The organism is Methylobacterium sp. J-048 (genome assembly GCF_022829515.1).
Lineage (GTDB): Bacteria > Pseudomonadota > Alphaproteobacteria > Rhizobiales > Beijerinckiaceae > Methylobacterium.
Window position 1 is genome coordinate 51,544 of sequence record NZ_JAKSYL010000296.1, and the last position, 24,262, is coordinate 75,805.

Sequence of the window (24,262 nt, forward strand, 5' to 3'; positions counted from 1 at the left end):
CACCATGAGCCAGGATCCCACACAGGACTTCGTCGAACTCGCCGTCCCGCCGGACGCCCGCGCCCAGGGCGGCATCGAAGTGCTGCGCGCGGCCGTGGTGGACGGCGCCGTCAGCGTCGCCCTGCGCCGCTCCTTCGACGATCCCGCGACCTGGGGCCGGCTGCTGATCGACCTCGGCCGGCAGGCGGCCCGCGCCTACGCGCTGGAGACCGACATGTCGGAGGAAGAGGCGTTCGAGCGCATCCGCGCCGGCTGGGAGGCCGAGGGGCTCGACCCCGGCGGCTTCAACTAGCGATGGCGGCATCCGACCATGGCTGAGGCAGCTGTCCTGCAGGCGACCTACGCCGATCTCGTGGCCGTGCCGGAGCATCTCGTCGCCGAGATCATCGATGGCACCCTGGAGACGCACCCGCGTCCGCGGCCTGGGCACGCCAGCGCGGCAGTACGTCTCTCCAGTGAGCTCGATTTCACCTTCAGCCGTGGGCGTGGGGGTCCCGGGGGTTGGATCTTCATGATCGAGCCGGAGCTTCATCTCGACCCTCACGTGGTCGTGCCGGATATCGCTGGCTGGCGCCGCGAGCGGATGCCGACCGAACCCGCGGATGCCTTCATCACGACCTCGCCGGATTGGGCCTGCGAGATCCTCTCGCCGTCCACCATGCGCCTCGACCGTGGTCCCAAGCGCCGCATCTACGCGGAAGCCGGGATCGGCCATCTCTGGCTGCTCGATCCGGGTGAAGGTTTTCTGGAAGGTTTTGCCCTCGCGGACGGGCGCTGGGTGGTCCTGGCCACCGTCCAGCGCGGCGAGACCGTAGCGCTGCCGCCCTTCGACGCCGTTCCGTTCCCCCTCGACGACCTGTTTCCCTTCGACGATCCGGCCGCCCCGGCCTTGCCCGAGACCTGATGCCATGCCGATCAACGTGCTCATGCCCGCCCTCTCGCCGACCATGGAGAAGGGCAACCTCGCCAAGTGGCTGAAGAAGGAGGGCGACGCCGTGAAATCCGGCGACGTGCTCGCCGAGATCGAGACCGACAAGGCGACCATGGAGGTCGAGGCCATCGACGAGGGCGTGCTCGCCAAGATCGTCGTGCCCGAGGGCACCGCCGACGTGCCGGTCAACGACCTGATCGCGGTGATCGCCCAGGAGGGCGAGGATCCGTCGGCCGTGCAGGCGGCGGGCGGCGGCAACGGCAAGGCTGCGCCGGAGTCCAAGTCCGATCCGAAATCCGCTGCCGCGCCGGCGCCGGCCGACCAGAACACCACGCCCGGCGGCGGCCACATGTCCTACGAGCGGGTGAACGAGGCCCCGGAGGGCGCGCAGCCCGGCGGGCCCGCGAAGCAGCCGCAGGGCGAAGGCGGACGGGTGTTCGCCTCGCCGCTCGCGCGCCGGATCGCCAAGCAGGACGGCGTCGACCTCGCCGCCGTCGCGGGCACCGGCCCACACGGGCGGATCATCGCCCGCGACGTCCAGGCCGCCAAGGCCTCGGGCGGGACCAAGGCGCCGGCACCGCAGGCCGCCGCCGAGGCGCCCAAGGCGGCATCGCCCGCCCCGAAGGCAGCCCCCGCGGGCGGTGCACCCGCCGGCCCCACCCTCGATCAGGTCCGGGGCTTCTACGCCAAGGGCTCCTACGAGGAGGTGCCGCTGGATGGCATGCGCAAGACCATCGCCAAGCGCCTCACCGAGGCGATGCAGGTGGCGCCGCACTTCTACCTCACGGTGGATTGCGAGCTCGACGCGCTGATGAAGCTGCGCGAGACGCTCAACGCCTCCGCGGGTAAGGACAAGGACGGCAAGCCGGCCTTCAAGCTCTCGGTCAACGACTTCGTCATCAAGGCCATGGGCCTGGCGCTCATCCGCGTGCCCGCGGCCAACGCGGTCTGGGCCGAGGACCGGGTCCTACGCTTCAAGCAGGCCGAGGTCGGCGTCGCGGTGGCGATCGACGGTGGCCTGTTCACGCCCGTCATCCGACGGGCCGACGAGAAGACCCTCTCCTCCATCTCCAAGGAGATGAAGGATTTTGCGGCCCGGGCGCGCGCGAAGAAGCTCAAGCCGGAAGAGTACCAGGGCGGCGTCACCTCGGTGTCGAACCTCGGCATGTTCGGGATCAAGCATTTCACCGCGGTGATCAACCCGCCGCAATCGAGCATCCTGGCGGTGGGCGCCGGCGAGAAACGGGTGGTCGTTAAGGACGGGGCGCCGGCAGTGGTCCAGGTGATGACCGCCACCCTGTCCTGCGATCACCGCGTCCTCGACGGCGCGCTCGGCGCGGAGTTGGTCGCGGCCTTCAAGGGGCTGATCGAGAACCCGATGGGCATGCTGGTGTGAGGGCGACTCTGCTATGATCGCGTGAGCGCTCGATGCTTGGAGGCTGTCGCGTGTCCGAAGTCACCGATCTGGTCCTGCCGGTTCTTCAAAGGATGCAGAGCGACCTCGCCGAGGTGAGGCGCGACGTCGCCGCGATCAAAAGCACGCTGACGGGTCACACCGAGAAGCTCGAAGAGTTAGAGATCTACGTCGCCTACGAGACCGGCCTCGGCACACAGACGAAGGCCGATCTCCAGTCGATCAAGAGAACGATCAAGGCCATGGAGCAGCGGCTGAGCGCGCTGGAATCCTCGCCCTGATCGCCGCCGAGCGGAACGACGGTACGGGCGAGCGCCCGACAGCGGAGAGCTGAGACACGATGTCCGACACCTACGACATCCTTATCATCGGCGCCGGCCCCGGCGGCTACGTCACGGCGATCCGGGCGGCGCAGCTCGGCTACAAGACCGCGGTGGTCGACCGGGAGCACCTGGGCGGCATCTGCCTGAACTGGGGCTGCATCCCCACCAAGGCGTTGCTGCGCTCGGCCGAGATTTTTCATTACTTCCAGCATGCCGGCGATTACGGCCTCACCGCGGAGAAGGTAGGGTTCGACACCGCCGCCATCGTCAAGCGCTCGCGCGGCGTCTCGGGCCGGCTCAACGGCGGCGTCGGGATGCTGCTCAAGAAGAACAAGGTCGACGTGATCTGGGGCGAGGCCTCGGTCGACAGCGTCGCGAAGGGCAACCAGCCCGGGCAGGTCACCGTCAAGGAGACCAAGCGCGCCGAGGCCCCGAAGGGCGCCAAGGGCGCCGGCAGCTACCAGGCCAAGCACATCATCGTGGCCACCGGCGCCCGGCCCCGGGCTATCCCCGGGATCGAGCCCGACAAGAAGCAGATCTGGACCTATTACGAGGCCATGGTCCCCGAGACGATGCCCAAGAGCCTGCTCGTCATGGGCTCGGGCGCGATCGGCATCGAGTTCGCCTCGTTCTACCGGACCATGGGCGCCGAGGTGACCGTGGTCGAGCTGCTGCCGCAGATCCTGCCGGTGGAGGATGCCGAGATCGCCGGCCTCGCCCGCAAGCGCTTCGAGAAGCAGGGCATCAAGATCCTCACCGGCGCCAAGGTGACCAAGGTCGAGAAGGGCGCCGATTCCGTCACGGCGACCATCGAAGGCGGCGACGGCAAATCACAAACCATCACGGCCGAGAAACTGATCTCGGCGGTGGGCGTCGTCGGCAACATCGAGAATATCGGCCTGGAGAAGCTCGGGGTAACGATCGACCGCGGCATCGTCGTCACCGACGGGCTCGGCCGGACCAACGTCCCCGGCCTCTACGCCATCGGTGACGTCGCCGGGCCGCCGATGCTGGCCCACAAGGCCGAGCACGAGGGCGTCATCTGCATCGAGACCATCAAGGGCCTGCACACCCACCCGATGGACAAGGCCAAGATCCCGGGCTGCACCTATTGCCAGCCGCAGATCGCCAGCGTCGGGCTCACCGAGGCCAAGGCCAAGGAGCTGGGCTTTGCCGTGAAGGTCGGCCGCTTCCCATTCGCGGGCAACGGCAAGGCGATCGCGCTCGGCGAGCCGGACGGGCTGATCAAGACGGTGTTCGACGCCAAGACCGGCCAGCTGCTCGGCGCCCACATGGTCGGCGCCGAGGTGACCGAGCTGATCCAGGGCTACGTGGTGGCGATGAACCTCGAGAGCACCGAGGAGGAGCTGATGCACACGGTGTTCCCGCACCCGACGCTCAGCGAGATGATGCACGAGAGCGTGCTCGACGCGTATGGCAAGGTGATCCACAGCTGACGGTCGATGCCGGCGCGGAGGCGGCTCGCTCGCTCCGCGCCTTGGTTACGCGCACAGCCGCCCGAAGGCACGTCGTGCTCCGGGCTCGCTCAGCTCCACGCGCAAAGATGACGGCTGTGGCGAGCGCTTTGGAAATCCCAACCTCACTCCTCATCCTGAGGTGCCCGGCGATCGAAGATCGCTGGGCCTCGAAGGAGGGCTCCAGGGATCACAGAGCCCTCTGGAGTGCTCCTTCGAGGCCTCCGCTTCGCTGCCGCACCTCAGGATGAGGGTGAGGGTGGGACGACCCGCGCAACCCGCCGCTAGGTCGGCGACTCGGTGTTCGAGCGTGACCAAGCCGTCAGGGCGAGGCTCACGCCCTGGAACAGGGCGATCACGAACAGGGTCGCGACGCTGCCACCGATGGGGATCAGCACCAGGGCCCAGGGGTCGAAGCCCCGGACCAGCAAGAGCGTGATGGCGCTTCCGATCACGGACGCGATGATCATGCGAAAAATGCAGCATTCCGACGGTTGCATGATCCCTCCCGGTCGGCAGCCCCCCGTATCATAATTGAAACTTTAACCACATTATGCAACCGTAAATAGTACGCAGCACACAGGGTTGCGGGGACTGGTCCGTTTCATGATCCCGGTGGCCGTACCGATCGGTGGGCAGGCGCTTCCCGGATCCATACGGGCTCGTCGGAAGCGACGATCAACCTTCGCCGGCAATTCGCGGCGCCCGAGGCCCGAGGCCCGGCAGTGGAGACCGGTTTCCAGAAACGGTCAAGCGAACGCCCGGGCGGGAGCCCGGAACGGCGCGGTGGCGCCTCAGCCGGAGCCGCGCTCCACCGGCTCCGCCTGGTCCTGCGAGGGCACGTAGGCGCACCATTCGCAGATGCCCCGCTCGGCGCCCCGGCGGGCATTGCGCTGCGAACAGAGCGGGCAGACGAGCAGGATCAGCCGGCCGCCGGACCGCAGCGCGAGCCCGCGCCCCCGGAACGTGACCTCCGTGGCCTCGTCGCCGGCCCGTCGATCGCGCGTCCTGTCGCTCATCGGGCGCCCGTCAAACCGCCCGGCATCCCGGCGGGGGATGCGATCCCGACCTTCGATTCGCTCTGCATGCGGCGCTGCTCCCGAACGCGTCCTAGGATACAAGTGCCGGGCCAACGAATGGCTCCGCTTGGGCTATCGCCAAGCGGGAATGGGATGTGCAAAGCCACGGGATGCACCCGAGGCGAATCCTCCCTATGGAGGCGGCTTCGCGCAGGGTAGGGGCGGTCGGGGATACGATGGCGGAGCACGCTGAGACGACGGCCGCGCGCGGCGTACCGACTTTCGCGGATGTCGCCCGGGCGGCGGAGCGCATCGCAGGAATCGCCCATCGCACCCCCGTGCTGACCTCGCGCACCGCGGATGCGCAGACCGGCGCAAACCTGTTCTTCAAGACCGAGAACCTGCAGCGGGGCGGGGCCTTCAAGTTCCGCGGGGCCTACAATGCGATCAGCGCCCTGCCGGAGGCGGTCCGCGCCCGCGGGGTGCTGTCGTTCTCCTCGGGCAACCACGCCCAGGCGATCGCCCTGGCGAGCCGGCTGCTCGGCATCCCGGCGACCATCGTCATGCCGGGGGACGCCCCGGCGGCGAAGATCGCGGCGACCCGGGGCTACGGCGCCGAGGTCGTGCTGTACGACCGCTACAGCCAGGATCGCGAGGCGCTCGGGCGCGAGATCGCCGAGCCCCGGGGCATGACGGTGATCCCACCGTTCAACCACCCGGACGTGATCGCCGGGCAGGGGACCCTGGCCCAGGAGCTGATCGAGGAGGTCGGTCCCCTCGATATGCTGGTGGCGTGCCTCGGCGGCGGCGGCCAGCTCGCGGGCTGTGCGCTCGCGGCCGCCGCCCTGTCGCCCGGCTGCCGGGTGATCGGCGTCGAGCCGGAGGCCGGCAATGACGGGCAGCAATCGTTCCGGACCGGCCAGGTCGTGACCATTCCGGTGCCCCGGACCATCGCCGACGGGGCGCAATCCACGGCGCTCGGCGACCTCACCTTCGCGATCATCCGCCGGGACGTGACTGACATCGTCACGGTGTCGGACGCGCAGCTCGTCGCGACCATGCGGTTCTTCGCCGAGCGGATGAAGCTTCTGGTCGAGCCGACCGGGTGTCTGGCGGCGGCCGCCGTGCTGCACGGGCTGGTCGACGTGAGGGCCAAGCGCGTCGGCGTGGTGATCAGCGGCGGCAACGTCGATCTCGCCAGCTTCGCGCGGCTGGTGGGCGAAACGGCCTGACGCGCCGAATGCCGCGGACCTGTGGCCCGTCCGTGGTGGACCGGACGGGGACGGATGCTTATCTTGTCCCTGTCAGAATACGCGCTCCCGGGCCTTGAACCCGGATGGGCGGGAGGGTGACGATGTTTACTGGCTTCAAGGTTCTTTCGCTGACCGATCGCGCAGCCGAGCGGATCAAGGCGATCATGGCGGATGCCGACCGGCCCATCGCCGGCCTGCGGGTCGGCGTGCGCAACGGCGGCTGCGCCGGCATGTCCTACACGATGGAATATGCCGAGGCGGTCAAGCCCGGCGAGGACGTGGTCGAGGATCGCGGCGTCCGGGTGTTCGTGGATCCCAAGGCGGTGCTGTTCCTGCTCGGCACCGAGATGGACTTCACCACCACCAAGCTCGCCTCGCAGTTCGTGTTCAACAACCCGAACCAGACCTCGGCCTGCGGCTGCGGTGAATCGGTGGCAATCACGCCGGTCTCGGAGGACCGGATCCCGGCGCGGGTCTGACGGCAGCTCTCAGGCCACCTGCGAGAGCGGATCGACCGCGTCGTCCACGACGCGGTTCCGACCCGCGCGCTTGGCTGCGAACATGCACAGATCCGCCCGCTCCAGCAGCGAGGCCGGGCTGTCCTGGCCATGCAGGACCGCGAGGCCGAGCGAGACCGTGACCTTGCCGAGCGATTCCCCGGTCGAGCGCTTGACCAGCTCCCGGCCCATCACGCTGGCCCGGACCTTTTCGGCGACCTGCCGGGCCAGGGCGCGGTCGGTGCCCGGAAGCACGATGCCGAATTCCTCGCCGCCGAACCGGGCGAGCAGCGCCGGCTTGCCGGCCGTCTCGCGCATGACGATCGCCACCAGCCGCAGCACCTGATCGCCCGTGAGGTGGCCGTAAAGGTCGTTGAAGCGCTTGAAGAAGTCGATATCGAGGACGATCAGGCTCATCGGGGCGGCGCCGGCGCGGGCGGCCTCCACGGAGGCCTTCAGCGTCTCCTCGAAATGCTTGCGGTTCGACAGGCCGGTGAGCGCGTCGGTCAGGCTCTCGAGCCGGCTCACCTCCAGCTTCTCGCGCAGGGTCTCGATCTCGCTGCGGGTCTCGCGCATCCGCGCTTCCAAGACCCGGTTGTTCACCGCGACCTCGCGCGTGGTGGAAACCAGGGTCGAGACGATCTCGCCGAGCCGCGCCCGGGTCGGCAGGCCCTCCTGCGCGAGATCCTGGGCCAGGCTGCGCAGGGCCTCGCCGTATTGCGCGGTCGAGCCGAGGGACAGGTCCAATATCTCGGTCACCGCGGCGATCTCGTCGAGCATCCCACGGCTGATATCGCCGGTGGCGCTCGTGAGCTGCCGGCCATCGAGATAGGTCTCGTGGAGGTCGTCGATGTCGGCTTCCGTGAGGCAGCCATTCTGCGTGGTCAGGCGCTTGACCGCATCGCCAAGCAGCGGCAGCTCGCCCGACACGTAGGCGTACCAAACCGCGTAGGCGCGGGGGGTCGCCGAGGGACCGTAATCCCGAATCAGATCATGGGCCCGCTTCGCCAGGGCGAAGCTGCGGTCGCGATCCGAATAGGTCTCCTGGCTCATCCGTAACCTGCGGTCCGGGGCCGCCGGTGGATCACGTGACGGCCCAAAACCAATCTAGTCCGCGTTCGTAGCCGGAACGTTAAACCAGACGTTACTTCTCTTTCTTTGCTAAGACTGGTCGAAGCAAGAAAGCCGGAACATGTGAGCCAAGACCGATCGGCGTATCGCCGTCGGGCTCGTTGCGGCGGCCGCGCTCCTCACGCACCCGGTCCTCGCGCACCGGCTCGGGACGCGGGGCCGCACGGCCCTCGCTGCGCTGGCCGCCGGAGCCGCCGCGCGAGCGCTGACGGCCCTCGGCCTCGCCGCGAGCGTTGGACCTGGGCTCGGATCTGGCCTCCGGTTTGGCCCCGGCCCGAACCTCGGGTTTGGCCTCGGGCGAACGCGAGTCCGACGACCGGGCTTCCGACGACCGACTCTCGGACGATCTACCCTCGGACGAGCGACTCTCGGATGACCTGCCCTCGGACGCGCGCTTCTCGGAGCGCCCCTCGGAGGATCGCCCTTCGGAGGATCGCCCTTCGGACTTGGCCGAACGCCGGCCGCCGCGGCCCTCGCCCGACCGGCCGCGATGGCGCGTGCCGGTATCGGCGGACGAATCGGCGATCGTGGACAGGTCGCCGTCGAGCCAGGGGATCGGCTGCCCAATCAGCGCCTCGATGGCACCGAGCGAGCGGTCGTCTCCGGGGGCGACCAACGTGTAGGCGGCGCCGCTCCGGCCCGCCCGGCCGGTGCGGCCGATGCGGTGGACGTAATCCTCCGGGTGGTGCGGGATGTCGAAGTTGAAGACGTGGCTCACCGCCGGGATGTCGAGGCCGCGCGCAGCCACGTCGCTGGCGACCAGCAGGGCGGTCTCTCCGGCGCGGAAGGCATCGAGCGCAGTGGTGCGCGCCCGCTGGTCCATGTCGCCGTGGAGCGCCGCGGCGTCGAAGCCGTGGCTGACCAGCGACTTCTGCAGCAGCGCCACGTCGCGCTTGCGGTTGCAGAAGATGATGGCGTTGTTCAGATCGGCCTCGCCGCGGATCAGGCTGCGCAGGCGCTCGCGCTTGGCATGCCCCTCGGAGCCGACCGCCACAAGCCGCTGCGTGATGGTCGAAGCCGTGGAGGCCGGCCGCGCCACCTCGATTCGCTGTGGGTTGTGCAGGAACATGTCGGCCAGCCGCTCGATCTCGGGCGGCATGGTCGCGGAGAAGAACAGGGTCTGCCGGGTGAACGGCACCATCTTCACGATCCGCTCGATATCGGGGATGAACCCCATGTCGAGCATGCGGTCGGCCTCGTCGATGACCAGGAGCTCGACCCCGGTGAGCAGCAGCTTGCCGCGCTCGAAATGGTCGAGCAGTCGCCCCGGCGTCGCGATCAGCACATCGGTGCCGCGGGTCAGCTTGGCGTCCTGGTCGGCGAACGAGACGCCGCCGATGATCAGCGCGACGTTGAGCTTGTGGTTGGTGCCGTAGCGGTCGAAATTCTCGACCACCTGCGCCGCCAGCTCGCGGGTCGGCTCCAGGATCAGCGTGCGCGGCATCCGGGCGCGGGCGCGGCCGTTCTCCAGCAGCGTCAGCATCGGCAGCGTGAACGCCGCGGTCTTGCCGGTGCCGGTCTGGGCGATCCCGAGAACGTCCCGGCGCGCCAGCACGTGGGGGATGGCCTGAGCCTGGATCGGCGTCGGCTCGGTGTAACCCGCCGTTTCGACGGCGTTGAGGACTTTCTCGCTCAGTCCCAGGTCGGAAAATAGCATCTGCGTTCAGGAACCGTTGCGCGCCCGGCCGGCGCGATGGACACCGTCGCGGCAACGGCTCGGGAAGGCTCTGATAGGGCGCACGAACGCTCCCGTGGCCGCGGGGCGCATGGGCAAGTCAGTTAGGGGCTTGGCGCGGCTTGTCAATCTCGCAATGCGCGCATCCGGGTCCCACGCACAGCCGATCAGGGCTGGCGGCGGTCCAGGGCGGGCAGCAGGCACGGATCGAGGCGGATCGCCCGCGCGGCGCCGGCGGCCGCGATCGAGCCGGTGGTCTCCGGATCGGCCGGGAGGCCGCGTCCGTCCAGGGCAAGCCGTGCCGGCGCCGGGTCGGCCTGGGTCAGCCGGGCGAGCTGGTGGGTCGCGACGAGCGCGAGCAGCCCGACGAAGGCCGAGATGCGGAGCGCCCAGGCCAAGGATCCCGCGGGCCGGTCCGGCGACTTCGCGCCGAGGTTCGACGGGACGCCGGTCTCCGTCTCGGCGGCGGGTCGGCGGGTTCCGAAGGGTTTCGTGGGCCGTTCGCCGGGCGCGAGCATGAACGATCCTCTCCGCCACCATCGCCGCCAAGCCGCGGGACCGGCCAGGGGTGATGCCGGCAGGTTTAAACAGGTGATGCCGGCAGGCTTAAGGGAACAGGGTTAACCGGCGGCTTACGCAAGACCGGCCCGCGACGCGCCGAGCGTCCCGAAATAAAACGCCACCTCCGAGGCCCGCTCGCGGGACTCTCATCAATGCGGACTCCGAATCGGCCAGATCCTGCAACGGACCGACACGGCGGTTCCAGCTAGTCTTCAGGTTTTGTTAGAAGTCTGATGCAGCTTCCGATACCCGGCTGCCTGCCGATGATGGGAATGTGCGCGCGTAACCTTCACCTTTCGTTGACGAGATCGGGCTAGTCTCGCAGGGCTTGTTGCAGGAAAGCGACAGACCCGCCGACCTAGAGCGCCTAGAAGGCAGCCGGCTCAAGCCAACCCCAGGACCAATGGCACCATGAAAAAAGTTCTTCTTGCATCGACCGTTCTCGTCGGCCTGACCGCCGCGGCTTCCGCGGCCGACCTGCCGCGTCGCGCTGCGCCGCCGCCGGTGTTCACGCCGGTGCCGGTGTTCACCTGGACGGGCTTCTACGTCGGCGTTAACGCCGGCTACGGCTTCGATGCCAGCAGCCGCAACACCACCAACTACGCCCTGCCGGCCGGCTCGCTGATCAACTCGGCTGGCACCAACGCCGTCGTCAGCGTCAACAACCGCAGCAACAACGACGGCTTCACCGGCGGCGCGCAGATCGGCTACAACTACCAGTTCACGCCGGGCTCCGGCGTCGTGGTCGGCATCGAGGCTGACGCCCAGTACGTCGACTTCGCCCGCCGCGCCAACGCCACCCAGAACTACGGCGTCGTCGGCGCCCCGGGCTTCGCGTTCTCGGCCCCCCGCGCCTTCGTCGCCACCAGCGGCAACGGCCTCGACTACTTCGGCACCGTGCGCGGCCGCCTCGGCTACGCCTTCGACCGGACCCTCGTGTACGCCACCGGCGGTTACGCCTACGGCTCGGGCCAGGACGACCAGAACTTCGCTGGCAACCGCTTCCGCGACAGCTTCCGCTCCGGCTACGCCGTCGGCGGCGGTCTCGAGTACGCCCTGCCCACCGACTCGTTCCTGAACTTCTTCAAGTCCTCGGCCGTGACCCTGAGGGTCGAAGGCCTGTACGTGAACCTGGACCGCCAGAAGAACACCGCCGGCGGCGTGTTCTACGGCAACCTGCTGGCCCCGAACGGCACCGCCTACCTCAACGGCGCCGCCGCCAACACCGAGTTCGCCGTCGTCCGCGCCGGCGTGAACTACAAGTTCGGCTCGTACTAAGATCGAACCTCGGCGCCGGCCCAGCCGGCGCCGCAGCGAGGGAGGGTCCGGCTGCAAGGTCGGGCCCTTCGTCGTTTCCGGAGACCCGGTGCGACAGGGACGACAGGAACGGCCGTTCCGACCTGCGATTATGCCCGTAGCGCCCGGATTGCTCGGATGCTCCGGAGCAATTCCCCATGCGAAAGTCCCTCGTTTTTCTGACGCTGGCCGTCATCGCCCTGGCCGGGTCCCCCGCCGGAGCCCAGGACGCCAGCGTGATCGGCAACAAGACGGTGCTGCCCGGCACCGGGCCCGGCACGTCGACCGGAGGCGCGGGGCGCGGGCGGCTGATGACGGCGGGAAGCGCGGAGGCCGCCGCCAAGCGGCAGGGGCTCAAGCCGGCCGCCTTCATGGCCTCCACCATGATCGGCGTCGTGGTGCGCAATCCGGCGGGCGACAAGGTCGGCACGATCGACGACCTGCTGATTGCCGATGGCGGTGCCCTGAAAGCGGTGGTGCTGGATATCGGGGGCGTCCTGGGTCTCGGGAGCAAGCGCATCGCCGTGGAGCCCGATGCCCTCGTGCTGCGGCCGGGCGGGGATCGCTTCTCCGCCGTGCTCAACATGAGCAAGGACACGCTCGCGGCCGCCCAGCCCTTCGACCCGGCCAAGGCGATGGCGGCGGATTAGACCGATCCGAGTCAGCGTTAAGGCATCCAGACCTGAGCCGTCGCTAAACCTAGCGTAATGAAAGATCCTGGTTTCAAAAGGTCTCGGACCCAGCCCTTTCAAGGTGTTTGGATTGGGCCGCGTTCGGGACGTTTCGCCAACGGGTTCACACGTCTACACTTGACGCCAACGCTTTGGAAAAGCTGGCGCTTTCCCCGCCCCCTTGCGGGGAGGGGTCAGGGGTGGGGGTGGTGCAGGATCGAGCCTAACGGTGCCTTCTGAACCACCCCCACCCCCACCTCCAGCTCCTCCCCGCAAGGGGGAGGAGAGCGCGTCGCGTCTCGCCTGAATTGCTGCGCCAAACACCTTGAAAGGGCTGGGTCTCGGACCTTTTGTGGATGCAGGGTGAAACCCTGCCGCCGGAGCTTCGCCCGATACATCAGGGCTCGGCCCCGATATCCCGCGCCAAAGAGCCCGCCCTTTGGAAACCCGTGCCTCGGCCCTGAGGGCAGCGGTCACCCCTCTCAAATATCCAGATCCGCCCCCTCGGCGAAGGCGGCGCGCTCGCTGATGAAGGCGAAGCGGGCCTCGGGCTTGTTGCCCATCAGGCGCTCCACCGTGTCGCCGGTGGATTCCCTGGCCTCGTCGAGGATCGCGACCCGGAGCAGCGTGCGCTTCTTCGGGTCCATGGTGGTCTCCTTGAGCTGGGCCGGCATCATCTCGCCCAGGCCCTTGAAGCGCCCGATCTCGACCTTGCCGCCCTTGAACACCGTCTTGGTGATCCGCTCCCGGTCGGCGTCGTCCCGCGCATAGGCCACCTTGGAGCCCTGCTGCAGCCGGTAGAGCGGCGGGATCGCCAGGTAGAGGTGGCCCCGGTCGATCAGCTTCGGCATCTGCCGGTAGAAGAACGTGATCAGCAGCGACGCGATGTGGGCGCCGTCGACATCGGCGTCCGTCATGATGATCACCTTGTCGTAGCGCAGATCCGCCTCGCGGAAGGCCGCGCCGGTACCGCAGCCAAGCGCCAGGGTCAGGTCGGAGATGAGCTGATTGGCGCCGAGCTTGTCCCTGGAGGCCGAGGCGACGTTGAGGATCTTGCCGCGCAGGGGCAGGATCGCCTGGGTGGTGCGGTCGCGGGCCTGCTTGGCCGAGCCGCCGGCGGAATCGCCCTCGACGATGAAGATCTCGGAGCCCGCCGTGCCGGCGGCCGAGCAATCGGCCAGCTTGCCGGGCAGGCGCAGCTTGCGGGTCGCGCTCTTGCGGGCGACCTCCTTCTCCTGGCGCCGGCGCAGCCGCTCCTCGGCCCGGTCGATCACCCAGTCGAGCAGCTTGTTGGCCTGGGCCGGGGAGGCGGCCAGCCAATGGTCGAAGGCGTCGCGCACCGCCGTCTCGACGATGCGCTGGGCCTCCACGGTGGCGAGCTTGTCCTTGGTCTGGCCCTGGAATTCCGGCTCGCGGATGAACACCGACATCATCGACGCGCAGGTCGCCATGACGTCGTCGGTGGTCACCGCGGTCATGCGCTTGGCCTGGTTCACGCGCTCGGCGTGCTCGCGCAGGCCCCGCAGCAGCGCCACCCGCAGGCCGGCCTCGTGGGTGCCGCCCTCCGGCGTCGGGATGGTGTTGCAGTAGGAATGCGAGAAGCCGTCCTCGGCGACCATCCAGGCCACCGCCCATTCGAGCGAGCCGTGCGAGCCGGGCTTGGTCACCTTGCCGGTGAACATCGCCTCGGTGACCAGCTCCTTGCCCTCGATGTCCCGGGCCAGGTAATCGCGCAGGCCGTCCGGGAACCGGTGCACCGCCTCGGCCGGCACGCCTTCCAGGCCCTCGAGCAGGGCAGGGGCGCAGCGCCAGCGGATCTCGACGCCGCCGAACAGGTAAGCCTTCGAGCGCGCCATCTTGAACAGGCGGCGCGGGTCGAACTTCAGCGAGCCGAAGATCTCGGCATCGGGGTGGAACCGCACCCGGGTGCCGCGCCGGTTCTGCACCCGGCCGACCAGCTCCAGCGCTCCCTGCGCGTGGCCGCGGGAGAAGGTCTGGCGGTAGAGGGTCTGGTTGCGGGCGACCTCGACCTCGAGGACGTCTGACAGGGCGTTGACCACCGAGATGCCGACGCCGTGCAGGCCGCCGGAGGTCTCGTAGACCTTCGAGTCGAACTTTCCGCCGGCATGCAGCGTCGTCATGATGACTTCGAGCGCCGACTTGCCGGGGAATTTCGGGTGCGGGTCCACCGGGATGCCGCGGCCGTTGTCGGTGATCACCAGAGAGCCGGATTCCTCCAGCTCGACCTCGATGAAGCTGGCATGGCCGGCCACCGCCTCGTCCATGGAATTGTCGATCACCTCGGCGAAGAGGTGGTGGAGCGCCCGCTCGTCGGTGCCGCCGATATACATGCCGGGCCGGCGCCGGACCGGCTCCAAGCCCTCCAGCACCTCGATGTCGGAGGCGGTGTAGCCGGCCTCGGGCTCGGCCGCCGCCAGGGTCGGGACCGAGGCCGATTCCGCAAGCCGCCGCCGCGGCTCCACCGGACGCGGGGCAGGGGGCTTGCTGCCGGGCCCGAACAGGTCGCGCGCCGGATCGCTCACGCGCGGCCTCCGCGAACGCGGCGCATCGGCCGGCTCGGTGTCGGGCAGACGGGCGTTCGATCGTGCAGCATGCGCCTTCATCCCCGCATCATAGCGGAACAAAACAGAAACATCCAGAGCGTCCGGTGCGTCGCCGAACCGCCCTACCTTCGCATGCTGCGCCGCCACGAGCGAGGGGCGCAGCCCGCGTCCGGCGGTCTCTCGCGGCGGCTGCCGTCATCACGACGTTGCACAACGGTGAGTTAACGCTTCCTCGCCGTCCCGGATCGGAACCGGATGACTCCGTCCGCGTTGGATCGGAAAACAACTTGACCGTGGTCAGGGAGCCGCCGTCGATGAGCAACGCCGCGATCGAGGCTCGCCGCCTCACCCTGATCCGTTTCGAGCATGCCGCAGGCACCGCCTTCGGGTGCGACGAGGAAGCGGTGACCGCACCGCAATCCCGCCTGCTCATGGCCTCCGCGACCGTCGCCATCGCGACCTTCGCCACCGCCCTGGCGGCGACGATCAGCTACCTGGTCTGACCGTCGTCGATCAGGCGACCGGTCTCAGCCGGCGCCCGACTTCCTGGCTGGCGCCTTCTTGGCTGCAGGGCTCTTGGCTGTAGAACTCTTGGCCGCAGAACTCTTGGCCGCCGCAGGCTTCTTCGCAGCGGTCTTCTTCGCCGCCGGCTTGTCGCCGGCCGCAGCCCGGGCCGGGCTCTTGCGCGCCGAGCCGCGCTTGACCGGCTTGCCGCCGCCCGACGCCCGCTTGGCATTCACCAGCGCGATCGCCGCGTCGAGGGTCAGCGCCTCGGCATTCATGGTCTTCGGCAGCGTGGCATTGACCTCGCCATCGGTGACGTAGGGGCCGTACTTGCCGGCCTTGACCACGAGGTCGCGCCCGCTCGTCTCGTCCTTGCCAAGCGGCCGGCCCGGATCGGCGGCCGGGCGGCCGCGGCCGCCGCCCTGCTCCTTGGCGACGATCAGGTCGATGGCGCGGTTCGCCCCGATCTCGAGCACGTCGTCGTCCTTGCCGAGATTGGCGTACATCTTCCCGTGCTGCACGTAGGGACCGAACCGGCCGAGATTGGCCAGGATCGGCTCGCCGGTCTCGGGGTGACGCGCCACCTCGCGCGGCAGCGACAGCAGGGCGAGCGCCTTCTCAAGACCGACCTCGGAGGGCGACAGCCCCTTCGGCAGCGACGAGCGCTTCGGTTTCGCGGCGTCCTTCTCGGTAGAGGTCTCGCCGAGCTGCACGAACGGCCCGAACCGCCCGTCGCGGATCGTCACCGGCATCCCGGTGACGGGGTCGTTGCCCAGGACCCGCACGCCCGGCTGGCCGCCTTCACCGGAGGAGCCGTCACCGTCGCCGTCGACCCCCGAGGCCGAGAGCTGGCGGGTGTACTTGCACTCCGGGTAGTTCGAGCAGCCGATGAAGGCGCCGAACTTGCCGAGCTTGAGCGAGAGCTGGCCGGTGCCGCAGACCGTGCAGGTGCGCGGGTTCGAGCCGTCGCCCTTATCGGGGAAGATGTGCGGGCCGAGCAGGCCGTTGAGCGCCTCCAGCACGTCGGTGACGCGCAGCTCCTTGGTCTCGCCGATCGCCGCGGAAAAGTCCTTCCAGAAATCGCGCAGCACCGCCCGCCAGTCGATCTCGGCGTTGGAGACCCGATCGAGCTGGCCTTCGAGGTCGGCGGTGAAGTCGTACTCGACGTAGCGCCGGAAGAAGCTCTCCAGGAAGCCGGTGACGAGCCGTCCCTTATCCTCCGGCTGCAGCCGTTTCTTTTCGATTTTCACGTATTCGCGGTCGCGCAGAGTCTGGAGAACGGCCGCGTAGGTCGAGGGGCGGCCGATGCCGAGTTCCTCCATGCGCTTGACCAGGCTCGCCTCGGAATAGCGCGGCGGCGGCTCGGTGAAGTGCTGGGTCGAGGTGATGCGCTCGCGGGTGAGCGGATCGCCGGCCTTCATCGGCGGCAGGCGCTTGCTCTCCTCGTCCTCCTCGTCGTCCTTGCCCTCCTGGTAGAGGGCCAGGAAGCCGTCGAACTTCACGACCTGGCCGGTGGCGCGCAGGTCGATCCGGCGCGGGCCGACATTGGCCGTGACGTCCACGGTGGTGCGCTCCAGCTCGGCCGATTCCATCTGGCTCGCCATGGTGCGGGTCCAGATCAGGTCGTAGAGCTTGGCCTGCTCCGGCTCGAGGTGGCGGGCCACCATCTTGGGCAGGCGGCTCATGTCGGTCGGGCGCACGGCCTCGTGGGCCTCCTGCGCATTCTTGGCCTTGACGCTGTACTTGCGCGGCACGTCCGGCACGTAGCGGTCGCCGAACTCCTTGCCGATGACCTTGCGGGTGTCCTGGATCGCCTCCGGTGCCATGTCGACGCCGTCGGTCCGCATGTAGGTAATGATGCCGACCGTCTCGCCGCCGACATCGACGCCCTCGTAGAGGCGCTGCGCGACCCGCATGGTCTGCGCCGGCGCCATCCCGAGTTTGCGCGATGCCTCCTGCTGGAGGGTCGAAGTGGTGAAGGGCGGCTGCGGATGGCGCTTGGCCGGCTTCGCCTCGACGCTCGCCACCTGGAAGGTCGCGAGCTCGAGGTCGCGCTTGAACGCGGCCGCCGCGTCGCCGGTGCCGACATCGAGACGCTGGATCCGCTTGCCGTCGGCGCCGACGAGGCGCGCCTCGAAGGTCGCGCCGTCCGTGGTGGTCAGCGTCGCGACGATCGACCAGTACTCGCGCGGCTTGAAGCTCTCGATCTCCATCTCGCGCTCGACCACGAGCCGCAAAGCCACCGACTGCACGCGGCCGGCCGAGCGGGCGCCGGGGAGCTTGCGCCACAGCACCGGCGAGAGGTTGAAACCGACGAGGTAATCCAGCGCCCGACGCGCCAGGTAGGCGTCGACCAGCGCCTGGTCGATCTCGCGCGGCTTGCGCATCGCCGCCTCGACCGAGGCCTTGGTGATGGCGTTGAAGGTGACGCGCTCGACCGGGATGCCCTTGAGCGCCTTGCGGGCGTTCAGCGCCTCTAGCACGTGCCAGGAGATCGCCTCGCCCTCGCGATCCGGGTCGGTCGCCAGGATCAGCTTGTCCGCGCCCTTGCACGCCTTGGCGATCTCGCTGACCCGGCTGGCGCCCCGGTCCGCGAGTTCCCAGACCATGTGGAAATCCTGCTCGGGATCGACCGAGCCGTCCTTGGCCGGCAGGTCGCGGATGTGCCCGAAGGAGGCGATCACCTCATAGTCGCGGCCAAGATACTTATTGATCGTCTTGGCTTTGGCCGGCGACTCGACGACGACGACTTTCATTCAGACCTCTGCCCCTCGACGGAGCCTGGGCGCGACGGACGAATTCTGTTCGAAATTCGCGTGGGACGAATGCCCGCCGTCGGGCCGGGGCCGCGCGCCGGGGACAAGTGGGTTACGAGGGGCGGGTTGTCAAATGGCGGGCGGTCACCGTCGATCCGGCCAAACGCGGCAGGACCTTGGCCGAGCAGGCAACTTTGCGCGCTGTCACTGACGGTTGGCTGAATTACCCCGTGCCGTCATTGCGAGCGCAGCGAAGCAACCCAGCGTGGCGCGCGATTCCCGAACCTGGCGGGTCCCTCGGTTGCTTCGCTGCGCTCGCAATGACGGTGGCGCATCGTCCGACCGGCTTAGATCCCCGCGTACCACTCGTAGCCGCGATCCTCCCAGTAGCCGCCGGCGCCCTGGCCGAAGCCCGCCAGCGAGTCCACCAGCTCGACCCGCATCACGTATTTGGCCTGCTTGTAGCCGAGCTGACGCTCCACCCGCAGGCGTAGGGGCGCGCCGTTCGAGACCGGCAGCGGCTTGCCGTTGAGGTCGTAGGCCAGGATCGTCTGCGGGTTGAAGGCATCGAACAGGTCGATGCTCTCATAATAGCGGATCGGCGTGCGCTTATCCTCGGGCGCCTCCGGCTCCGGCGCGCCCTGGCCCCAATCGTCCTTGGGCGCGTCGGTCGCGGTCGGCGCGCCGCCGCCCCAATCCTCGGCGGCGGCGAGCTGGATAATGCCGTCGCGGACATGGCTCGGATGCTCGGGGCGCCACAGGGAGGCGCCGTCGCCGCCCTCGAGACCGCCGCCGGCATATTCCAGCGTGTCGGCGCAGTGGAACACCGCATAGCGCGCCTGCGGCTTCAACCCGGCCCGGTTCAGGACCTCGGCCAGCGGCACGCCGGACCACTGCCCGATGCAGCTCCAGCCCTCCACGCAATCGTGGCGGGTGATCTGGGTGCGCGACGGCAGCCCGCGCAGATCCGCCAGGCTGAGCGACAGCGGCTTCTGCACCAGGCCATCGATCGTGAGCTTGAAATCGGAAAACTTTTTCGCCGCCAGGACGCGGAATTCCCGGTCCGGCGGGTCGATGGTGCCGTTCGGCTTGAACCAGGGCGAAATCATCGTGGCCGGGAATTCCCGGGCGAGGGTCGCGGGCGACATCAGCAGGCGTTGGACGAACAGGTTGGCATCCTCGCCGACCTTGAGGGTGCGGCGCCCGGCCTCGGTCCCGGCGAAGCGGTCACAGCCGCCGAGCAGGGCGGTTCCGGCGAGCCCGGCGCCGGCGGTGAGCAGCTTGCGGCGGTGCAGGATCATCGCGCGGTCTCCTTCTCGGGACGGCCGAGGCTGAACCAGCCGGTGAGCATGCCGCGCATGTTGTTGACGAAGCCCGAGACCAGCACCAGCACCACGTGGACGACCACGAACAGCACCAGCAGCCCGGCGGCGATGAAGTGGATGCTGCGCGCCGATTGCCGGCCGCCGAACAGATCCGGCAACCAGGGCCAGGCGGCATCGACGCCCGGCGACATGGCGAGCCCGGCCAGTACCATGGCGGGCAGCAGGCCCAGCACCACGACGAAATAGGTGAGCTTCTGGATGACGTTGTAGCGCTTGGCCTCCTCGCCTTCGGGAAAGCGCAGCAGCAGGTGTTCCTTCACGGAGCCGCCGAAATCGCGGATCTGGTCGCCGTCGGGGATCAGGCGGCGGCGCAGCTGGCCGCTGAACAGCCCGTAGAGGAGATAGACCGCACCGTTCAGCACCAGGAACCAGGCGAACAGGAAGTGCCAGCGCCGCCCGGTGGTGAGGTCCTGGTCCGCCGGGAGCGTCGCCCAGGCCGGGAACGCCCGGTCCACGGCGGCGCCGCCTTCCCGGGACAGGCCGAGCACCCCGGTGGTGTCGAAGCTGTGCGAGCCGACCGTGACGACGCCGCGATTTGTGCCGTCGCGTCCCTGCTCGCTGGTGATCGCCAGGGCGGGATCGTCGAAGGTCGAGACCGCGCCCCAGTACAGGGCCGGGTGGGCGTTGAAGATCTGCAGGCCGCTCATCAGCAGCACCAGCAGCACCGCGGCGTTGATCCAGTGCGCCACCCGGATCACCGCGGGGTGGCGGTAGAACCAGCGGCGCCCCGAGGCGTCGACGGTCTCGGGGGCTTCGCGCGCGGGGGTCGCGTCCAGGCTTTCGGTACTCAAGAATGCGTCTCGCGAGGGTCGTGGCGATGCGGATGCCGCTGATACGTGGAGCGGACGCGCAAGTTACCAACCGATGAAAAAAGGCCGCAGGCATAGGCCATGAAAAGGGCCGCAGGCGCTTGCCCGCCTTGCCGGGACGGCGAGCCGGACCTACACCCCCGTCTCATCATGACGAGTCCCGCGCCTCCGGCCTTCCCGCACCGGCACCTCCTCGGCATCGAGGGGCTGACCCGGCCCGACATCGAGACGCTGCTCGACGCGGCCGATGCCGCCGTCGACATCTCCCGGCAGGTCGAGAAGAAGCGCACGACGCTCCGGGGCCGCACCCAGATCAACCTGTTCTTCGAGCCCTCGACCCGGACGCAATCCTCCTTCGAGCTGGCCGGCAAACGGCTCGGCGCCGACGTGATGAACATGTCGGTGGCCTCGTCCTCGGTGAAGAAGGGCGAGACCCTGATCGACACCGCCGCGACGCTCAACGCGATGCGGCCGGACATCATCGTGGTCCGCCACGAATCGGCTGGCGCCGTGCACCTCTTGGCCAGGAAGGTCGATTGCGCGGTGGTCAATGCCGGCGACGGCGCCCACGAGCACCCGACCCAGGCGCTGCTCGACGCGCTGACGATCCGCCGCAACAAGGGCCGGATCGAGGGCCTTCAGGTCGCGATCTGCGGCGACGTCCTACACTCGCGGGTGGCGCGGTCGAACATCATCCTGCTGCAGGCGATGGGCGCACGCGTGCGCCTGATCGCCCCCTCGACGCTGCTGCCCGCCGGGATCGCGCGCTTCGGCGTCGAGACCTTCACAGACATGCGCAAGGGCCTGGACGGCTGCGACATCGTGATGATGCTGCGTCTCCAGCGCGAGCGCATGAACGGCTCGTTCGTGCCCTCCGTGAAGGAGTATTTTCGGTATTTCGGCCTGGACGGCGAGAAGCTGGCGCTGGCCAAGCCCGACGCCCTGGTGATGCATCCGGGCCCGATGAACCGCGGCGTCGAGATTTCTTCCGAGATCGCCGACGGCGCGCAGTCGCTGATCCGCGAGCAGGTCGAGATGGGCGTGGCCGTGCGCATGGCCGTGCTGGAGGCGCTGGCCCGCCACCTGCCGAACAGCTGAGCGCGCGCATCAACCTTAAGCCGGACAAAGCCCGGCCGCCTTCACCCGGGCTCCTTGCCCGCGGCGCGGTCGTAGCGCAGTTTCCTGCCGAATACGGCCTCGGCCGAACCAGCAAGGCCGACCTCACATGCAGATCGCTTCATGACCGCCTACACGCTCGCCGACCTCGCCAAGCTCGTCGCGAGCCGCGCCGGGACCGACCCGGAGACCTCCTACACGGCCAAGCTCCTGTCCGAGGGGCCCGCCAAGGCGGCCAAAAAGCTCGGCGAGGAGGCGGTGGAGGCGGCCATCGCGGCCGTGCAGGGCGACAAGACCGGCCTCCGGAACGAGGCCGCGGACGTGCTCTACCACCTCCTGGTCCTGCTCCGGGCCGGGGGCGTCGAGCTCGACGCCGTGATGGCGGAGCTGGAGCGCCGCACCGCCCAGAGCGGGATCGCCGAGAAGGCCGCGAGGCGCCACGCGTGAACGCGGCCGCGCTGCCGGGCTCGGTCGAGGCGATCCTCGACGCATCGGATCGGCTCTCGCCCTATCGCCGGTTCAGCCGCGAGGAATGGGCGCAGCTGCGTGCCGACACGCCGCTGACCCTGAAGGCCGAGGATATCGAGCGGCTGCAATCGATCAACGACCCGATCTCGGTCGAGGAAGTGGTGGCGATCTACCTGCCGCTGTCGCGGCTGCTCTCGCTCTACGTCGCGGCGACGCAGGGCCTGTTCAAGGCGACGCAGCGTTTCCTCCTGGCCGAGCGCGAGACCAAGGCCCCCTACATCATCGGGCTGGCCGGCTCGGTGGCGGTGGGCAAGTCGACCACCGCGCGCATCCTCGCGGCGCTGCTGGCGCGCTGGCCCAACACCCCGAAGGTCGACCTCGTCACCACCGACGGGTTCCTGCTGCCCAATGCCGAGCTGACCGCCAACGGCATCATGGAGCGCAAGGGTTTTCCTGAGAGCTACGACACCGCCGCGCTGCTGCGCTTCCTCCACGACGTGAAGGCCGGGCACAAGCGGGTGACCGCGCCGCTCTACTCGCACCTGGTCTACGACCGGGTGCCCGGGGAGGAGCGGGTGGTCGAGAGCCCCGACATCCTGATCGTCGAGGGCCTGAACGTGCTCCAGCCCGCCCGCCTGCCGCGAGACGGCACCGCGATCCCGTTCGTATCCGACTTCTTCGACTTCTCGATCTATCTCGACGGCCACGAGGACGACCTGCACCGCTGGTACGTCACCCGGTTCATGCGCCTGCGCCAGACCGCGTTCCGCGACCCGCGCTCCTATTTCCGCAAATACGCCGAGGTGCCCGAGCGCGAGGCCCTGGACATCGCCGACCGGCTCTGGACGACGATCAACCTGCCGAACCTGCGCGAGAATATCCTGCCCACCCGCCAGCGGGCGAGCCTGATCCTGACCAAGGGCGCGAGCCACCGGATCGAGAGCGTGGCTTTGCGGCGGCTGTAGGCTCATTCCGGGCATCCAACCCAACGCCCTCATCCTGAGGTGCCCGCGGCAGCGGGCCTCGAAGGAGGCCTCCAGACGACACTGCGATCTCTGGATCCCTCCTTCGAGGCCGCTCCGCGGCACCTCAGGATGAGGTGGTGGGTTGGCGTGTAGGCGTTAGACGAACGGAAACTCCGCCTCGGCCAGGTACGGCCCGCCCCCGGTCGATTCCTTGGCCGAGAACAGCGTCACCCGGTCGGCGGTGAAGCTCAGCGGCGCGAAGGCCGGCCCTTGCGAGAGATACATCGCCACCGCTTCCGGGCTGGCGTCGCGCTTGAGGCGCGCCAGGGTGACGTGCGGGGTGAACTTTCGGCGCTCCGGCTCGATCCCGGCCCGGCGCACCAGCCGCTCCTGCTCGGCCTGGAGGTCGATCAGCTCCGGGCTCGGCACGACCGCCGCGTAGAGGGCCCGCGGCCTCTCGCCGCCGAAGATGCCGAGCCCGTCGAGGGTCACCGTCAGGGCAGGGCGTACCCGCATCTCGGCCATCGCCTCCAGCACGTCCTCGGCCACAGGAATCGCGATATCGCCGAGGAAGCGCAGGGTGACGTGGTAGTCGCCGGGCTCGATCCAGCGCGCGCCCGGCAGGCCGCCCCGGTAGAGCCGCAGCGCGTCCGCGACCTCGGGCGGCACCGCGAGCCCGGTGAACAGCCGCGGCACTACCGCGCCGCCCCCTGCCGGAGGCCCCCCAGAAACGTCTCGACCGTGGGGAGGATCCGGGTCGCGATGGTCTCGACGCCCTGCCGGTTCGGGTGCAGCCCGTCGTCAAGGTGCTGGGCCCGGTCGCCGACGATCCCGTCGAGGAAGAACGGGTAGAGGATCAGGTCGTAGCGCTTGGCGAGATTCGGGAAGATCGCGTCGAACCGCGCCTTGTAGTCCGGCCCGAGATTGGGCGCGGCCTGCATGCCGGCGAGCAGCACCGGGATCCCCCGGGCCTTGAGCCGCTCGATGATCGCCGCGAGCGCCCCCTCGGTGACCTTCGGGTCGGTGCCGCGCAGCATGTCGTTGGCGCCGAGTTCGAGGATCACCCCGGCGGTCCCGTCCGGCACCGACCAGTCGACCCGGTCGAGGCCGCCGGTTGCGGTGTCGCCGGAGACGCCGGCATTGGCGACCGTCACGTCCGCGCCCTTGGCCTTGAGCAGGCGCTCCAGCACGGTCGGAAAGGCGGCCTCCGACGGCAGGCGGTAGCCGGCGGTGAGGCTGTCGCCGAGCGCGACGAGCTTGATCGGGCCGCCGGGTGCCGCGTGCGTCGCTGTCATGAAAGGGACCATCAGACCCGCTAGCGCTGCGACAAACAGGGCCGCCCGTCGGGCGCGGCGCACGCGGTCATGGCGCGGCCCCATTGCGCCCCCCATATCGCGGTGCATCAACGGCCCGTGCAGCCAAGTTCGCAGCCAAGTCAGGACCTCGCGC

The 24,262-nt window shown here is 69.0% G+C and carries 24 protein-coding genes; 13 read left to right on the forward strand and 11 right to left on the reverse strand.

Annotation, left to right across the window (positions count from 1 at the left end; all coding sequences use genetic code 11):
• Window positions 1-4 precede the first annotated feature (4 nt).
• The 5 genes from MKL09_RS30535 to lpdA are packed head-to-tail and all read left to right on the forward strand — an operon-like array spanning window position 5 to window position 4,125.
• Window positions 5-292, forward strand: a complete 288-nt coding sequence (locus tag MKL09_RS30535) for a DUF5076 domain-containing protein (protein WP_244025702.1) — start codon at window positions 5-7, stop codon at window positions 290-292.
• Between the two features lie 18 nt (window positions 293-310).
• Window positions 311-904, forward strand: a complete 594-nt coding sequence (locus MKL09_RS30540) for a Uma2 family endonuclease (protein WP_244025703.1) — start codon at window positions 311-313, stop codon at window positions 902-904.
• 4 nt (window positions 905-908) lie between these two features.
• Entirely contained in the window at window positions 909-2,327 is a 1,419-nt protein-coding gene (locus MKL09_RS30545) for a pyruvate dehydrogenase complex dihydrolipoamide acetyltransferase (RefSeq protein ID WP_244025704.1), read from the forward strand.
• Window positions 2,328-2,377: 50 nt separating this feature from the next.
• Complete coding sequence (locus tag MKL09_RS30550) at window positions 2,378-2,626, forward strand: hypothetical protein (protein WP_244025705.1); 249 nt, start codon at window positions 2,378-2,380, stop codon at window positions 2,624-2,626.
• A gap of 59 nt (window positions 2,627-2,685) precedes the next feature.
• Complete coding sequence (lpdA, locus tag MKL09_RS30555) at window positions 2,686-4,125, forward strand: dihydrolipoyl dehydrogenase (RefSeq protein WP_244025706.1); 1,440 nt, start codon at window positions 2,686-2,688, stop codon at window positions 4,123-4,125.
• 302 nt (window positions 4,126-4,427) lie between these two features.
• On the opposite strand, the gene MKL09_RS30560 is transcribed toward lpdA, so the two are convergent.
• Window positions 4,428-4,613, reverse strand: a complete 186-nt coding sequence (locus MKL09_RS30560; RefSeq protein WP_244025707.1) for a hypothetical protein — start codon at window positions 4,611-4,613, stop codon at window positions 4,428-4,430.
• A gap of 324 nt (window positions 4,614-4,937) precedes the next feature.
• Window positions 4,938-5,162 (reverse strand): hypothetical protein, encoded by a 225-nt coding sequence (locus tag MKL09_RS30565; protein ID WP_244025708.1) that lies wholly within the window; start codon window positions 5,160-5,162, stop codon window positions 4,938-4,940.
• A gap of 236 nt (window positions 5,163-5,398) precedes the next feature.
• Between MKL09_RS30565 and MKL09_RS30570 the strand changes: the two genes are divergently transcribed.
• Both MKL09_RS30570 and MKL09_RS30575 read left to right on the forward strand, forming a co-directional pair.
• The gene (locus MKL09_RS30570) at window positions 5,399-6,394 is read left to right on the forward strand and encodes a threo-3-hydroxy-L-aspartate ammonia-lyase (protein WP_244025709.1); all 996 of its coding nucleotides are present in this window, start codon (window positions 5,399-5,401) and stop codon (window positions 6,392-6,394) included.
• Between the two features lie 122 nt (window positions 6,395-6,516).
• On the forward strand, window positions 6,517-6,894 hold the full coding sequence (locus tag MKL09_RS30575; RefSeq protein WP_244025710.1) for a HesB/IscA family protein: 378 nt from the start codon (window positions 6,517-6,519) through the stop codon (window positions 6,892-6,894).
• Between the two features lie 9 nt (window positions 6,895-6,903).
• Here the strand turns inward: MKL09_RS30575 and MKL09_RS30580 are convergent, their stop codons facing one another.
• The 3 genes from MKL09_RS30580 to MKL09_RS30590 all read right to left on the reverse strand — a co-directional run bounded on the left by MKL09_RS30580 (window position 6,904) and on the right by MKL09_RS30590 (window position 10,236).
• Window positions 6,904-7,965, reverse strand: a complete 1,062-nt coding sequence (locus tag MKL09_RS30580) for a sensor domain-containing diguanylate cyclase (protein WP_244025711.1) — start codon at window positions 7,963-7,965, stop codon at window positions 6,904-6,906.
• A 91-nt stretch (window positions 7,966-8,056) separates the two neighbouring features.
• The gene (locus MKL09_RS30585; RefSeq protein WP_244025712.1) at window positions 8,057-9,700 is read right to left on the reverse strand and encodes a DEAD/DEAH box helicase; all 1,644 of its coding nucleotides are present in this window, start codon (window positions 9,698-9,700) and stop codon (window positions 8,057-8,059) included.
• 185 nt (window positions 9,701-9,885) lie between these two features.
• Window positions 9,886-10,236 carry a hypothetical protein gene (locus MKL09_RS30590; RefSeq protein ID WP_244025713.1) on the reverse strand — a complete coding sequence of 117 codons (351 nt, stop codon included), beginning with the start codon at window positions 10,234-10,236 and terminating at the stop codon, window positions 9,886-9,888.
• A 454-nt stretch (window positions 10,237-10,690) separates the two neighbouring features.
• Between MKL09_RS30590 and MKL09_RS30595 the strand changes: the two genes are divergently transcribed.
• Entirely contained in the window at window positions 10,691-11,557 is an 867-nt protein-coding gene (locus tag MKL09_RS30595; RefSeq protein WP_244025714.1) for an outer membrane protein, read from the forward strand.
• Between the two features lie 176 nt (window positions 11,558-11,733).
• On the forward strand, window positions 11,734-12,225 hold the full coding sequence (locus MKL09_RS30600; RefSeq protein WP_244025715.1) for a PRC-barrel domain-containing protein: 492 nt from the start codon (window positions 11,734-11,736) through the stop codon (window positions 12,223-12,225).
• Between the two features lie 503 nt (window positions 12,226-12,728).
• Here the strand turns inward: MKL09_RS30600 and parE are convergent.
• Window positions 12,729-14,789 carry a DNA topoisomerase IV subunit B gene (gene parE, locus MKL09_RS30605; RefSeq protein ID WP_244025716.1) on the reverse strand — a complete coding sequence of 687 codons (2,061 nt, stop codon included), beginning with the start codon at window positions 14,787-14,789 and terminating at the stop codon, window positions 12,729-12,731.
• Window positions 14,790-15,124: 335 nt separating this feature from the next.
• Here parE and MKL09_RS30610 point away from each other — a divergent pair, with 335 nt between their 5' ends.
• Window positions 15,125-15,313 (forward strand): hypothetical protein, encoded by a 189-nt coding sequence (locus tag MKL09_RS30610; RefSeq protein ID WP_244025717.1) that lies wholly within the window; start codon window positions 15,125-15,127, stop codon window positions 15,311-15,313.
• A gap of 24 nt (window positions 15,314-15,337) precedes the next feature.
• Here MKL09_RS30610 and topA read toward each other — a convergent pair whose 3' ends face one another.
• The 3 genes from topA to MKL09_RS30625 form a co-directional block, all read right to left on the reverse strand.
• Window positions 15,338-18,070, reverse strand: a complete 2,733-nt coding sequence (gene topA, locus MKL09_RS30615) for a type I DNA topoisomerase (RefSeq protein ID WP_244025718.1) — start codon at window positions 18,068-18,070, stop codon at window positions 15,338-15,340.
• 347 nt (window positions 18,071-18,417) lie between these two features.
• Window positions 18,418-19,371 (reverse strand): molybdopterin-dependent oxidoreductase, encoded by a 954-nt coding sequence (locus MKL09_RS30620; protein ID WP_244025719.1) that lies wholly within the window; start codon window positions 19,369-19,371, stop codon window positions 18,418-18,420.
• Window positions 19,368-20,231 carry a cytochrome b/b6 domain-containing protein gene (locus MKL09_RS30625; RefSeq protein WP_244025735.1) on the reverse strand — a complete coding sequence of 288 codons (864 nt, stop codon included), beginning with the start codon at window positions 20,229-20,231 and terminating at the stop codon, window positions 19,368-19,370. The genes MKL09_RS30620 and MKL09_RS30625 overlap by 4 nt, the downstream gene beginning before the upstream one ends.
• Window positions 20,232-20,414: 183 nt before the next feature.
• Here MKL09_RS30625 and MKL09_RS30630 point away from each other — a divergent pair, with 183 nt between their 5' ends.
• The 3 genes from MKL09_RS30630 (at window position 20,415) to coaA (ending at window position 22,813) form a co-directional block, all read left to right on the forward strand.
• Entirely contained in the window at window positions 20,415-21,362 is a 948-nt protein-coding gene (locus MKL09_RS30630) for an aspartate carbamoyltransferase catalytic subunit (RefSeq protein ID WP_244025720.1), read from the forward strand.
• A gap of 141 nt (window positions 21,363-21,503) precedes the next feature.
• Window positions 21,504-21,827: a phosphoribosyl-ATP diphosphatase gene (locus tag MKL09_RS30635; RefSeq protein ID WP_244025721.1), complete on the forward strand. Its 324-nt coding sequence runs from the start codon at window positions 21,504-21,506 to the stop codon at window positions 21,825-21,827.
• Entirely contained in the window at window positions 21,824-22,813 is a 990-nt protein-coding gene (gene coaA, locus MKL09_RS30640) for a type I pantothenate kinase (RefSeq protein ID WP_092040482.1), read from the forward strand. Before MKL09_RS30635 ends, coaA begins: the two co-directional genes overlap by 4 nt.
• A 156-nt stretch (window positions 22,814-22,969) precedes the next feature.
• Here the strand turns inward: coaA and thpR are convergent, their stop codons facing one another.
• Both thpR and MKL09_RS30650 read right to left on the reverse strand, forming a co-directional pair.
• Window positions 22,970-23,509, reverse strand: a complete 540-nt coding sequence (gene thpR, locus MKL09_RS30645) for an RNA 2',3'-cyclic phosphodiesterase (protein ID WP_244025722.1) — start codon at window positions 23,507-23,509, stop codon at window positions 22,970-22,972.
• Window positions 23,509-24,108 carry an arylesterase gene (locus MKL09_RS30650; RefSeq protein WP_244025723.1) on the reverse strand — a complete coding sequence of 200 codons (600 nt, stop codon included), beginning with the start codon at window positions 24,106-24,108 and terminating at the stop codon, window positions 23,509-23,511. Before MKL09_RS30650 ends, thpR begins: the two co-directional genes overlap by 1 nt.
• Window positions 24,109-24,262 lie beyond the last annotated feature (154 nt).

What these genes read in the sequence shown, in the direction of transcription:
- MKL09_RS30570 (WP_244025709.1), top strand. Translation starts at nt 5,399, where the DNA reads ATGGCGGAGCACGCTGAGACGACGGCCGCGCGCGGCGTACCGACTTTC.
- MKL09_RS30565 (WP_244025708.1), bottom strand. Translation starts at nt 5,162, where the DNA reads ATGAGCGACAGGACGCGCGATCGACGGGCCGGCGACGAGGCCACGGAG.
- MKL09_RS30535 (WP_244025702.1), top strand. Translation starts at nt 5, where the DNA reads ATGAGCCAGGATCCCACACAGGACTTCGTCGAACTCGCCGTCCCGCCG.
- MKL09_RS30630 (WP_244025720.1), top strand. Translation starts at nt 20,415, where the DNA reads ATGACGAGTCCCGCGCCTCCGGCCTTCCCGCACCGGCACCTCCTCGGC.
- MKL09_RS30635 (WP_244025721.1), top strand. Translation starts at nt 21,504, where the DNA reads ATGACCGCCTACACGCTCGCCGACCTCGCCAAGCTCGTCGCGAGCCGC.
- topA (WP_244025718.1), bottom strand. Translation starts at nt 18,070, where the DNA reads ATGAAAGTCGTCGTCGTCGAGTCGCCGGCCAAAGCCAAGACGATCAAT.
- lpdA (WP_244025706.1), top strand. Translation starts at nt 2,686, where the DNA reads ATGTCCGACACCTACGACATCCTTATCATCGGCGCCGGCCCCGGCGGC.
- MKL09_RS30580 (WP_244025711.1), bottom strand. Translation starts at nt 7,965, where the DNA reads ATGAGCCAGGAGACCTATTCGGATCGCGACCGCAGCTTCGCCCTGGCG.
- MKL09_RS30575 (WP_244025710.1), top strand. Translation starts at nt 6,517, where the DNA reads ATGTTTACTGGCTTCAAGGTTCTTTCGCTGACCGATCGCGCAGCCGAG.
- MKL09_RS30590 (WP_244025713.1), bottom strand. Translation starts at nt 10,236, where the DNA reads ATGCTCGCGCCCGGCGAACGGCCCACGAAACCCTTCGGAACCCGCCGA.
- MKL09_RS30540 (WP_244025703.1), top strand. Translation starts at nt 311, where the DNA reads ATGGCTGAGGCAGCTGTCCTGCAGGCGACCTACGCCGATCTCGTGGCC.
- MKL09_RS30585 (WP_244025712.1), bottom strand. Translation starts at nt 9,700, where the DNA reads ATGCTATTTTCCGACCTGGGACTGAGCGAGAAAGTCCTCAACGCCGTC.
- MKL09_RS30595 (WP_244025714.1), top strand. Translation starts at nt 10,691, where the DNA reads ATGAAAAAAGTTCTTCTTGCATCGACCGTTCTCGTCGGCCTGACCGCC.
- MKL09_RS30600 (WP_244025715.1), top strand. Translation starts at nt 11,734, where the DNA reads ATGCGAAAGTCCCTCGTTTTTCTGACGCTGGCCGTCATCGCCCTGGCC.
- MKL09_RS30620 (WP_244025719.1), bottom strand. Translation starts at nt 19,371, where the DNA reads ATGATCCTGCACCGCCGCAAGCTGCTCACCGCCGGCGCCGGGCTCGCC.
- MKL09_RS30545 (WP_244025704.1), top strand. Translation starts at nt 909, where the DNA reads ATGCCGATCAACGTGCTCATGCCCGCCCTCTCGCCGACCATGGAGAAG.
- MKL09_RS30560 (WP_244025707.1), bottom strand. Translation starts at nt 4,613, where the DNA reads ATGATCATCGCGTCCGTGATCGGAAGCGCCATCACGCTCTTGCTGGTC.
- MKL09_RS30610 (WP_244025717.1), top strand. Translation starts at nt 15,125, where the DNA reads ATGAGCAACGCCGCGATCGAGGCTCGCCGCCTCACCCTGATCCGTTTC.
- MKL09_RS30650 (WP_244025723.1), bottom strand. Translation starts at nt 24,108, where the DNA reads ATGACAGCGACGCACGCGGCACCCGGCGGCCCGATCAAGCTCGTCGCG.